Annotated in this window: 11 protein-coding genes; 6 read left to right on the plus strand and 5 right to left on the minus strand. The window is 64.9% G+C overall.

The features are described from left to right. Positions 1-66: 66 nt before the first annotated feature. The 3 genes from pheA to RT131_RS09115 form a co-directional block, all read right to left on the minus strand. Positions 67-1,275: a prephenate dehydratase gene (gene pheA / locus RT131_RS09105; protein WP_313172195.1), complete on the minus strand. Its 1,209-nt coding sequence runs from the start codon at positions 1,273-1,275 to the stop codon at positions 67-69. Between the two features lie 50 nt (positions 1,276-1,325). After that, on the minus strand, positions 1,326-2,411 hold the full coding sequence (gene serC / locus RT131_RS09110; RefSeq protein WP_313172198.1) for a 3-phosphoserine/phosphohydroxythreonine transaminase: 1,086 nt from the start codon (positions 2,409-2,411) through the stop codon (positions 1,326-1,328). A gap of 141 nt (positions 2,412-2,552) precedes the next feature. Then, positions 2,553-3,365: an FHA domain-containing protein gene (locus RT131_RS09115; protein WP_313172200.1), complete on the minus strand. Its 813-nt coding sequence runs from the start codon at positions 3,363-3,365 to the stop codon at positions 2,553-2,555. 119 nt (positions 3,366-3,484) lie between these two features. On the opposite strand from RT131_RS09115, the gene RT131_RS09120 reads away from it, so the two are divergent. The 4 genes from RT131_RS09120 (at position 3,485) to RT131_RS09135 (ending at position 6,482) form a co-directional block, all read left to right on the plus strand. After that, the gene (locus tag RT131_RS09120; RefSeq protein ID WP_303749885.1) at positions 3,485-3,760 is read left to right on the plus strand and encodes a polyhydroxyalkanoic acid system family protein; all 276 of its coding nucleotides are present in this window, start codon (positions 3,485-3,487) and stop codon (positions 3,758-3,760) included. 79 nt (positions 3,761-3,839) lie between these two features. Beyond that, positions 3,840-4,304, plus strand: a complete 465-nt coding sequence (locus RT131_RS09125; RefSeq protein ID WP_313172203.1) for a phasin family protein — start codon at positions 3,840-3,842, stop codon at positions 4,302-4,304. Positions 4,305-4,526: 222 nt separating this feature from the next. Continuing rightward, positions 4,527-5,357 (plus strand): YggS family pyridoxal phosphate-dependent enzyme, encoded by an 831-nt coding sequence (locus tag RT131_RS09130; protein WP_313172205.1) that lies wholly within the window; start codon positions 4,527-4,529, stop codon positions 5,355-5,357. Between the two features lie 96 nt (positions 5,358-5,453). Continuing rightward, positions 5,454-6,482, plus strand: a complete 1,029-nt coding sequence (locus tag RT131_RS09135; RefSeq protein WP_313172207.1) for a restriction endonuclease — start codon at positions 5,454-5,456, stop codon at positions 6,480-6,482. Positions 6,483-6,548: 66 nt separating this feature from the next. Here RT131_RS09135 and hutC read toward each other — a convergent pair whose 3' ends face one another. Both hutC and RT131_RS09145 read right to left on the minus strand, forming a co-directional pair. Next, positions 6,549-7,277: a histidine utilization repressor gene (gene hutC, locus RT131_RS09140; protein WP_313172210.1), complete on the minus strand. Its 729-nt coding sequence runs from the start codon at positions 7,275-7,277 to the stop codon at positions 6,549-6,551. Between the two features lie 42 nt (positions 7,278-7,319). Beyond that, a complete protein-coding gene (locus RT131_RS09145; protein WP_313172298.1) occupies positions 7,320-8,684 on the minus strand; it encodes a formimidoylglutamate deiminase in 1,365 nt (454 codons plus the stop codon). Positions 8,685-8,750: 66 nt separating this feature from the next. On the opposite strand from RT131_RS09145, the gene hutI reads away from it, so the two are divergent. Next, positions 8,751-9,956, plus strand: coding sequence for an imidazolonepropionase (gene hutI, locus RT131_RS09150; RefSeq protein ID WP_313172212.1), 1,206 nt, complete (start codon positions 8,751-8,753; stop codon positions 9,954-9,956). A 36-nt stretch (positions 9,957-9,992) separates the two neighbouring features. Further along, positions 9,993-11,540, plus strand: coding sequence for a histidine ammonia-lyase (hutH, locus tag RT131_RS09155; protein WP_313172214.1), 1,548 nt, complete (start codon positions 9,993-9,995; stop codon positions 11,538-11,540). Positions 11,541-11,636: the final 96 nt, after the last annotated feature.

Genomic DNA, 11,636 nt, shown 5'->3' on the forward strand with positions numbered 1-11,636 from the left:
TTGAAGAATGTCGGCAACCCTGCCCTCACCCCAACCCCTCTCCCGCGGGGAGAGGGGCTTTGGAATTCACGGCACGGCGACCGGGTAGGAACCGAGCACCTTGATCTGCGCCGAGTGCGACTTCAGCTCGGCCAATGCGGCCTGCATCGATTCGTCTTCGATATGACCTGCCAGATCGATGAAGAAACCGTATTCCCACTTGGCCTGGTGCGAGGGTCGCGACTCGATGCGGTTCATGCTGATGCCGTGGCGTGCGAACGGGCTGAGTACGTCGAACAGCGCGCCGGGCTTGTCGTGGATGAAGACCAAAACCGAGGTACGGTCGTGGCCCGACGACGGGAACAGCTGGCGACCGATCACCAGGAAGCGCGTGGTGTTGTCGGCGTCGTTCTGGATCGGCTTGGTCACCACCTTCTTCAAGCCATACACATGCCCTGCACTCTCGCCGCCGATGGCCGCAGCGTCTTCCGCATTGCGGGCGCGTCGGGCACCTTCGGAGTTGCTGGACACCGGCACTTTTTCGGTCTTGGGCAGGTTGGCACGCAGCCATGCCGAGGTCTGCATGAAGGCCTGCGGATGCGCGTAGATGCGCTCGATGTCCTCGATGCGGCCGGTGCGCGAGAGCAGGTACTGCTGCACGCGCAGCTCGACTTCGCCGCAGATCTTGAGATTGGAGGTCAGGAACATGTCCAGGGTGATCTGGATTGTGCCCTGCCCGGAGTTCTCCACCGGCACGACGCCGAAATCGGCGTTGCCGTTTTCCACTTCCTGGAAAATCTCTTCGATATTGGCCAAAGGCAGGCCCAGCGCCGAACGACCAAAGTGCTTGTGCGCGGCCTGCTGGGTGAACGAGCCTTCCGGGCCGAGGTAGCCGATCTTCAGCGGCTCCTGCTGGGCCAGACAGGCCGACATGATCTCGCGGTAGACATGCACCAGCACTTCGTCACTGAGCGGGCCTTCGTTGCGGTCCACCACCATGCGCAGCACCTGTGCTTCGCGCTCCGGGCGGTAGTAGTCAACGGCTGCCGCCAGCTTGCCCTTGGCCTTGCCGACCTGGTGGGCGAAGTTCGCCCGCTCGGCAATCAGGGCCTGGATGCTGCGGTCGATCTGGTCGATCTTGGCGCGCACATCCGACAGCACCGGCTTGGCGACGGTGAGGGTGTCGGCGGCGGCTTTCTTGCTGGCGGCAGTCTTCTTCACCGCAGCCTGCCTGGTCGGTGCTTTCTTGGCGGCAGGTTGGGCTTTACTGGCGGTCTTGCTTGGCTTGGTCGCCATGGAATCGTCTACCTGTTACTGGCCGGCGCGGCGCGCACGGCGGGATTGGTTCAACCGTTGCGCTGCTGGAAATCACGCATGAATGCTGCCAGCGCCTGTGCGCCTTCCAGCGGCATGGCGTTGTACAGCGAGGCGCGGATGCCGCCGACTGCCTTGTGGCCCTTCAGCGCCAGCAAGCCGGCTGCCTTGGACTCGCTGACAAAACGCGCATTGAGTTCTTCGCTGGGCAGGAAGAACGGGATGTTCATCCGCGAACGTACGGCCGCAGCTACTTCGTTGCGGTAAAAGCCCCCGGAACCGTCAATGGCCTCATAGACCGCCGACGACTTGGCAAGGCTGAGCCTGGCGAAGGCTTCGACACCACCCTGGGCCAGCATCCACTTGAACATCAGCCCGGCAAGGTACCAGTTCCAGGTCGGCGGCGTGTTCAACATCGAGTCGCGCGCGACATGCGAACGGTAATCGAAGATATCCGCGCGCGGCTGGCCGGCGCGTTCCAGCAGGTCGCGGCGGATGATGACCACGGCGATGCCCACCGGGCCAAGGTTCTTCTGCGCACCTGCGTAGATCACGCCATAGCGCGACACGTCAATCGGCTCGGAGGCAATGGACGAGCTGAAATCGGCGATCAGCGGCACCCCGCCCACATCCGGCACATCACGGAACTCGATGCCGTGGATGGTTTCGTTGGCGGTGATATGCACATAGGCCGCATCGTCAGATAGCTGCCACTGCGAACGCGCCGGGATATCCCGATAACCACTGGCCTCACCGCTGGCGGCGATGTTGACGTCGACATAGGGCTGGGCCTGCTTGACCGCAGTCTTGCCCCAGTGGCCACTGACCACATAGTCCACGCGTTGGCCCGGGCTGGCGAAGTTCAGCGGCAGCAGCGCCTGCTGGGTGGTGGCACCGCCCCCCAGGAACAGCGCCGCGTAATCGTCAGGAATGCCGATCAGGCGCCGCAGGTCGGCTTCGGCCTCGGCGGCCACGGCCATGAAGTCGGCACTGCGGTGGCTTATCTCGACAATGGACGCGCCTACGCCATTCCATTCCAACATCTCCGCCTGCGCCTGGCGCAGGACCGATTCCGGCAATGTCGCAGGGCCGGCACTGAAATTGAATGCGCGCGTCATGTCACACCTGTTGAGCAGAATCCCTAGTATGCCGCAGCGCAACAGCCTTGGGCCAGTTGGGAAAAGTTGCATCTGCACCCATTCTGCGCGTGCAGCTTCCCCGGCCCATGCGTGAGATTTCAGTACGACAGGTGCCGCTAGTCAGCGGGCGCCGAACAGCAACAACGCGCTGATCGCCGCCCCCAGCAACAAGGCGCTGAGCAACAGCCAGGGCCAACGCCGGGGCAAACGGGGTTTTGCCGGCGCCAACGTGGAGGGTTTGACCGCCACCGGCTCTTCATCATCTTCGACCGCGATGGCCGCATTGGCGGCAACCGGGCCCAGCGGAATTTCCAGCACAAAGCGGTGGTTACCTTCGAAAACCACCTGGTCACCCGCCTGCAACCAGCAATGCCGGGCATTTACGCCATTGACCAGGCTACCTTCGGCCGACCCCAGGTCACGCAGCAGGACCTTGTCGCCATGCCGCTCGAATCGGGCATGCCGTTCGGCGAAGGCCGGCTCGTCGATCAGGATGTCACTCGCCGGATCGCTACCAACCAGGCGCGGCTTGTCCAGGGTGAAGCTGCGCCCGTGGTGGCGCCCCCCCACCCCGCGCAGCAGCGCCCGCAGATCTTCGCCGCCATCGCCGGGCGCCTCGGGCGGATGCGGGACCTGCTCGCATTCCCCGCGCAGCAGCATCTCCGTACCGTCGGCGTAGACCGAATCACCGGCGCGCAGCAATGCCATCCGCCGCACCGGCCGGCCATTGACGTGAATGCCGCGGCCACCGCTGGCAACCTGGAGCCAGACGCCGCGCTGATCGGTGCAGAACTGCGCCAACAGCAAGGGGCCGACGCTGCCATCACCGAGCCGGATTTGACCCGACGCGTGGCGCACGATGCGCTGGACCCCCGGCATCAATGACTGATCCGGCTGCTGACGATTGCTGAAATGGACTTGCAGAGTGCGCACCGGCAGCAGACTAGCAGGTCATCCGGTCATGCAGAAGGTGTACGTGAGACTTGGACTACGCCGCTCAGGTCCGCACAATGGCGCATCTTTCCCACATACAGCAGTACAGGCCGCACGCCATGTCCACCATTGATATCCAGCACGCCCACTCCCTGTCCGACGACAAGGCCCGCACCGCCATTGCCGAAGTCGCCGAAAAGCTGCAGGAACGCTTCGACGTGGTTACCCGCTGGGACGGCCCGGTGCTGCACTTCAACCGTTCCGGCGTGGACGGTGCCATCGAGCTGTTGCCGGGTGCTGTGCGGGTCAAGGCCGAACTGGGCTTCCTGCTCTCGGCAATGAAAGGCATGGTGGAATCCGAAATTCAACGCGTGCTGACTGACAAGCTCGGCTGAGCCGGCGCCGTCACACAACTCAGGCCGCCAAGCCGTTACGGTGTGGCTGAACTCTTCAACCCCGCATAGGAGCATCGTCATGACCACCTACGAGCAACGCCCGGAAGACGAAGACGACAGCGCCGGCACGCAAGGCCAGGCCGAGCGTTTGACCAGGAAGGTGACCGAATCGGCACAGCAGGTGTGGCTGGCCGGCCTGGGCGCACTGTCGCGGGCGCAGGCCGAGGGCAGCAAACTGTTCGACACCCTGGTCAAGGAAGGCCAGGACAGCGAAGCCCGTTCCCGCGAACAGTCGCGCAACGGCGAAAGCCTGCGCGACACCGTCGAGAACACCCTGGGGCAGGCCCGGGAGCGCGCCGCCGATACCTGGGACAAGGTCGAAAAGTCGTTTGAAGACCGCGTACACAGCGTGCTGCGACGCATGGACATCCCCTCGCGTTCCGATATCGAGGCCCTGAACGACCGCCTGGACGCCCTCAACCGCCGTCTTACCCGGGCTGAGAGCCGCGCCGCACACGACGGGCAGCAAGCTGAAGATCAGTGATGTTGCAAAGCAACATTGCTTGCGCAAGAATCAACTCACCCGCCAGCAGTACCGCGCCGTAAGTCTCCCTCCCCTCACGGCATCGGATGGCGGGTTTTTCATGCCTGCGATTCGTCACGGCAGCCAGATTCCGGGGCCAGGCACCGCCAGCAAGCGATAATCTGTGGCTTACCGCTCCGCCCGCGCAGCATCGGGCGGTGGCCGCAATCGCTGGAGTCAAGCATGCAAACCCCGCGCCCCGACACGGCCCCCGGCAGCACCGTCGGCACCCAGACCCGTCACGCCCTGCACGGCCGCTACCCGCGTGCCGAAAGCGTGGATGACTTCCGCCATAATCTTGCCTTGGTCCGCGAGCGGATGGCCGTGGCCTGCCAGCGCGTGGGCCGGGCCGCGGACAGCGTACGCCTGCTGCCGGTCAGCAAAACCATCGACGAAGCCCATATCCGCCTGGCCTATCAGGCCGGCTGCCGCATGCTTGGCGAAAACAAGGTGCAGGAAGCCCATCACAAATGGGAGGCGATGCAGGACCTGACCGATCTGCACTGGTCGGTCATCGGCCACCTGCAGACCAACAAGGCCAAACTGGTGGCCCGTTTTGCCGACGAATTCCAGGCCTTGGACAGCCTGCGCCTCGCCGAAACGCTGGACCGCCGCCTGCAGGCAGAAGGCCGTTCATTGGACGTCTTCGTGCAGGTAAACACGTCCAATGAGGCCAGCAAGTATGGATTGCTGCCCGAGGCGGTTGCCGGGTTCCTGCAGGCCCTGCCGCGCTCGGGCGCATTGCGCGTGCGTGGCCTGATGACCTTGGCCATGTTCTCCGCCGAACCGCAGCAGGTGCGCGCCTGCTTTGTGCGCCTGCGGGAACTGCGTGAACGCCTGCGCCAGGACGCCCCGGCCGGCATCGGCCTGGATGAGCTGTCGATGGGCATGTCAGGAGACTTCGAGATCGCCATCGAGGAAGGCGCGACCGTGGTTCGAGTCGGCCAGGCCATCTTTGGCGCACGCGCGGTGCCCGACAGCCATTATTGGCCGGCCCCTCGGTCCACGGACTGATTCGGCAACAGCGTACAAAAAAGGCGAAGTCAGCCAGCTCTTACGGTCGTCAGGGAAGATAGACTGGGCCCCTTCTCTAGGCTTTCGGGTATGTCGATGTTCTCGTGGATTCTGGCCCTGTTGCTTGCATTGCTCTTGTGGGGCCTGGCGTCGGCATACCTGTGGTTGGTCGCCCGCCGTCAAACCGAGCGCCAGCATGGCCTGGCCGCACTGGCTGGCATGCGCTGGCGTGAGTTTTCGCGCATCGTGCACCAGGCCATGGCCGAACAGCGCAACCTGCATCCACTGACCGATGACGACGAGAACGATCGTGGCACCAGCAGCGACTTCCTGCTGCAACGGGACGGCCAGCGCTGGCTGGTGTCATGCAAGCATGGCCGCGCTTACCGCTTCGATGCCAGTGCGATCCATGAGTTGGCGTCGGCCATCAGCCTTACCGGCGCCGTGGGTGGCCTGCTGATCACCGAAGGCCATGTTGAACGCGACGGTCTGGTCGAAGCGGAGAAGCAATCGATCGAGGTCATCGACGCGCGGCAGTTGTGGCCACTGCTCAAGCCCTATATGCCGGCCGAGGCACGCGAGACCGTGACCGGCATCGCGCGACGCGAAGCGGTTCGCCACACCGGCATAGCGGGCCTGGCGGCGATCACCCTGGGCCTGCTGGTCGGCATGGGGTATATGACCCTGCGCGGCGACAGCCCTGCGCCCGAATCCATCGCTGCCGCTCCCCGCCCTGCCCGCGACACCACACCCGATCCCGTCAGCGCGCCTGTGACCCCGGCCACCAGCGAAAAAGCCGAAGCCAGCAAGCCAGCAGCACCGGCACCGGCACCGGCAAACACTTCCAACCCCAGCGATCTCGTGCAGGACCCGGATGCCGCCACGCTGCTGCGTTATCAGCAATCCGTGTCCAAGGCCCTGGCCAGTACGGCGGGCGTGGTCAGTGGCATCTGGTTGACCCGTTCCACCCTGTCGGTTGAGCGCAGCGGCGACGATGCCCAGGTATGGCCCCTGATCTGCCAGCAGCTGCAGCGCTACCCGGCCTTGCGCACCACCCGCGTGCAGCTCAATCCGCGCCCAGGCGTGGACGAGCCGGTACGCTGGCGGCAGTGCAGCACCATCTAGATCTGGAGTTCAGCAGCGTCCAGCCAGGCCATCGACCTGGCTGGAGATTGCATCGAACGGATTGAATCAGCGTGCGCCCGGCGCGAAGCGGGCAATCAGGTCGTAGGCATCGCCAAGGAACATCTGCCGCACCCAGGTGATCGGCAGCTCGCCGCGCCAGGTCTGGCGGTCGATGACCAGGCAGGCCGTGCCCACCGGTACTTTCAGCAATGCAGCTTCGTCGGCGGTCGCGGCCACCGCGCTGATACGGTGCTGGCCGCGTGTCCATGACACGTTCTGCAGCAGCCAGCTGCCCGGCGCGTGGATGGTGAAATCCACCTTCAGGGTTTCCGGCACGGCTTCGGGATTGATCAACCTGCGCTCCAACGCCAGCGGCTTGCCGTCGGCCAGGTGCAGGCAGCGCATCGCCAGCAACTTGCCGTCACCTACCAGCTGCAGCTCTTCGGCCGAGTTTTCCCTGGCCTTGCGGTGCGCGCGTTCAAGCAGCTGGAAGCCGTATTCGTGGCCGCGGTCAGTGACCGCCACCTCGATGTCGGGGATCTCCAGCGCCACCTGTTCCAGATGGGGCGGCTGCCGCGCCACGAAGGAGCCGGCGCGTCGGCGGCGTTCGATCATGCCGCTCTCGGCCAGCGCGGTCAGCACCTTGTTCACCGTCATCCGCGAGCAGCCGTACTGTTCCATCAGCTCGTGTTCGAACGGGATACGGAAGCCAGGCTCCCATTCGCCGCTGAGGATGCGGCCTCCGATGTCACTGCGGATGCGGTGATTGAGGGTGGGAGCTTTCTTGCCCTTCACTCGGGTTTCCTGAAAGAAGCGGTGCCTGGCCGATAACCGACCTTAGCCCAGTATCCGTGCGAGCGCGGCACGGTAACGCGCGCTGATCGCATCGCGGTTCACGTGGCGGCCATCGCGGACCAAGGCCCGACCATTGCGCCAGACGCTGCGAAGGGCGCCATTACGTGCGGCGAACAGCCAACTGTCAAGCAAGGCGTCGCCCTTGCGGCCCAGCAAGGCCGGGTGCTCGTCGTCCAGTTCCAGCAGATCGGCAGCGGCGCCCACCTCCAGTCCGAACGGCACGCCCAGGGCCTGCGCCCCGCCCTCGCCCGCCTGCTGGTACAGCCAGCGGCCACTGGACAGATCGCCGGGGGAGAGCACGTTGCGGCCGCGCAGCTGCAGGCGCTGGCCATATTCAAGCAGGCGCAGCTCTTCTGCCGCGTCGATCAGCACGTTGGAGTCGGAGCCAACGCCGAAGCGTCCGCCAAGCTGTATGAAGTCACGCATCGGGAACAGGCCATCGCCCAGGTTGGCTTCGGTTATCGGGCACAGCCCAACCACCGCACCGCTGTCCGCCATCAACCGCACTTCATCGCTGTTGACGTGGGTCGCGTGCACCAGACACCACCGCGCATCCACCGCTGCGTTGGCGTACAGCCATTCGACCGGCCGTTGCCCACTCCAGGCCAGACAGGCATCCACCTCGCGGGTCTGCTCGGCGATATGGATATGGATTGGGCCCGGCGCCAATGCAACCAGCGCCTGCAGTTGCTGCGGAGTGCTGGCGCGCAGGCTGTGCGGTGCCAGCCCCAGAACCGCATCGGGCGTGTCTGCCAATGCCCGTTTGCAGCCATCCAGCAAGTCCGCAAAGCCGTCGATGTCGTGCAGAAAGCGTCGCTGTGCCGGGGTCGGCGCGGCACCGCCAAAATCGCTGTGTGCGTAGAACACCGGCAGCAGGGTCAGACCCAGCCCGGTGTCGTCGGCTGCTGCGGCAACGCGTACCGACATTTCGGCATGGTCGGCGTAGCGGCTGCCGGTCTCGGTGTGATGCAAGTAGTGGAACTCACCGACCCGGGTGAAACCGCTTTCCAGCATTTCCATATAGGCCTGCGCAGCGATGGCCTGGAAGGTATCCGGATCCAGGCGATCCAGGAACCGGTACATCAGCTCACGCCAGCTCCAGAAACTGTCGCCCGAACGTCCGCCCACCTCGGTGAGCCCGGCCATCGCGCGCTGGAACGCGTGGCTATGCAGATTACCCAGGCCCGGCACCACCACGCCCAGCCGTTGCGACTGGCCATCCCAGGGCGCACCCGCAGCCACCGCGGTGATGCGGCCAGCGCTGCAGTCGATGCGCACATTCTGCGCCCACCCCTGCGGCAACAAGGCCTGGGCAGCATGGAAGCGGACAGATGGGGTCGGCTTGATCGTTGTCACTGGACACTCTCCGATGGTCGCCGTTATTGTATATACAAATAGGCATGGAGAGGGACAATGCGCTGCGACACGCTCTGGCACAACGCCAACCTGATGACCCTGGACGACGCCTCGGGCGGACTGGGCAGCATCCGCGACGGCGTGGTCGCCGCCCGCGATGGTCGCATCCTGCATGTCGGACCTGCCGCGGAAGCACCCGCATTTGAGGCCGATAACCGCGTCGACTGCAACGGCCGCTGGATCAGCCCCGGCCTGATCGACTGCCATACCCACCTGGTCTATGCCGGCAACCGCGCCGGTGAGTTCGAGCAGCGCCTGCAGGGCGTGAGCTATGCGCAGATCGCCAAGGCCGGTGGTGGCATCGTTTCCACGGTCAGCGCCACCCGCCAGGCAGATGACGCGGCGTTGATCAGCGCCAGCCTGCCCCGGTTGGATGCAATGCTGGCCGAAGGCATCACCACCATCGAGATCAAATCCGGCTATGGCCTGACCCTGGCCGACGAACGCAAGCAGCTGCGGGTGGCGCGCGAACTGGGAACACTGCGCAAGGTGGAGATCGTGCCGACCTTCCTGGGTGCGCATGCAGTGCCGCCGGGCCACGAGGCACAGGCCTATATCAACGAAGTCTGCGCAGTGATGATTCCGGCCATCGCCGCCGAAAGTCTGGCCGAAGCGGTCGATATCTTCTGCGAGAACATCGCGTTCTCGCCGGCGCAGGCACAACAGGTGTTCGAGGCGGCCAAGCAGCACGGTCTGGCAATCAAGATCCACGCCGAGCAGCTGTCCAACCAACACGGTGCAGAGCTGGCAGCGCACAACGGCGCATTGTCCGCCGACCATATCGAACACCTGGACGAAGCCGGCATCGCCGCGATGCGCGCGGCAGGCACCGTTGCCGTACTGCTGCCTGGCGCCTATTACTTCACCCGCGAGACGGTGCTGCCGCCGATCCAGGGCCTGCGTGACGCCGGCGTACCGATGGCGTTGGCAACCGACTGCAATCCCGGCACCTCACCACTGACCAGTCCACTGCTGACGATGAACATGGGCGCCACCTTGTTCCGCATGACCGTGGACGAGTGCATCGCCGGCTTCACCCGTGAAGCCGCACGCGCACTGGGCCGCGCCAACCGCGTCGGCAAGCTGGCCGCCGGCATGGACTGCGACCTCGCCATCTGGGACATCGATGCACCCGCCGACCTGGTTTACCGGATCGGCTTCAATCCTTTGCATGCCCGCGTCTGGCGCGGGCAGATCGTCTGAACCTCGCACCTTGAACCTCGCACTGCTGGAGCACGCATGAGCACTACCTTGACCCTCCTCCCCGGCCACGTCCCGCTGGCGCAATGGCGGCAGATCTATCGCGGCGCCAACGTGCGTCTGGACGAATCCGCCCAGGCCGCAGTGCTGCGCAGCGCGCAGGTGGTGGACGCCATCGTCGCCAAGGGCGAGCCGGTGTATGGCATCAACACCGGCTTCGGCAAGCTGGCCAGCGTTCGCATCGAACGCGAAGACCTGGAAACCCTGCAGCGCAATATCGTGCTGTCGCACGCCGCCGGTGTAGGCGAGCCGATGCCGGTCGATGTCGTGCGGCTGATGATGGCGCTGAAGCTGACCAGTCTTGCGCAAGGCGCCTCGGGTATCCGCCCGCAGACCTTGGCGCTGCTGGAAGCAATGCTGCAGAAGGACGTGGTGCCGGTTGTGCCCTGCCAGGGTTCGGTTGGCGCCTCTGGCGATCTGGCACCGTTGTCGCATCTGGCCAGCGTGATGATTGGTGTCGGTGAAGCGTTTGTCGGCGGTGCTCGCATGTCGGCCGAGGCAGCCTTCAAGCAGGCCGGTCTGCAGCCGTTGGTACTTGGCGCGAAGGAAGGTCTTGCGCTGCTCAATGGCACCCAGTACTCGACCGCTTACGCACTGGCCGGCCTGTTCGAGATCGAAGTGGTTTTCCAGGCCGCGCTGGTTACCGGTGCGTTGTCGGTGGAAGCCGCCAAGGGCTCGGATACCCCGTTTGACCCGCGCATCCACAGCATCCGTGGCCAGCGCGGCCAGATCGCCACTGCCGCGGTTTTGCGCGAGTTGATGCAAGGTTCGGCGATCCGCGAATCGCATCGCGACAACGACGTGCGCGTGCAGGACCCTTACTGCCTGCGCTGCCAGCCGCAGGTAATGGGCGCGGCGTTGGACGTGATGCGCCAGGCGGCAGCCACCCTGGAAATCGAGGCCAATGGTGTCTCCGACAACCCGCTGGTGTTCACCGACACCGGTGAAGCACTGAGCGGCGGCAACTTCCACGCCGAGCCAGTGGCATTCGCAGCGGACATGCTGGCGATGGCGATCTGCGAGATCGGCTCGATCAGCGAACGTCGCACCGCCATGCTGGTGGACCCGGCACTGTCCGGCCTGCCGGCCTTCCTGACCCCGAAGCCGGGCCTGAACTCGGGCTTCATGATCCCGCAGGTGACCGCGGCAGCATTGGTCTCGGAGAACAAGCAGCGCGCCTACCCGGCCAGTGTCGACTCGATCCCGACCTCGGCCAACCAGGAAGATCATGTATCGATGGCGGCGCATGGTGCGCGTCGTTTGATCGCCATGGCCGAGAACGCCGCCAACGTCATTGGTATCGAACTGCTTGCCGCAGGCCAGGGCTGTGATTTCCATGCGCCGCTGCGTTCGAGTCCGGCGTTGGAGCGGGTGCGTTCGACCTTGCGCGCGCAGGTACCGACCTTGGTGGACGACCGTTACTTCCACCCGGACATGGTTGCTGCGACTGCATTGGTGCGCGCTGCTGCGTTGACGGCTGGCTTGGGTGTGCAGTTGCCGGGTGTTGATGTGACTGACAAGGCCTGATTGAAGCGCATGCAGAGCTGGCCGAAAGCCGTGTTGCCATTCCTTCTCCCGCCTGCGGGCGAAGGTGGCGCGCAGTGCCGGATGAGGGGAGCTTTT

Source organism: Stenotrophomonas sp. (assembly GCF_032066555.1).
In the GTDB taxonomy this organism is placed as follows: domain Bacteria; phylum Pseudomonadota; class Gammaproteobacteria; order Xanthomonadales; family Xanthomonadaceae; genus Stenotrophomonas.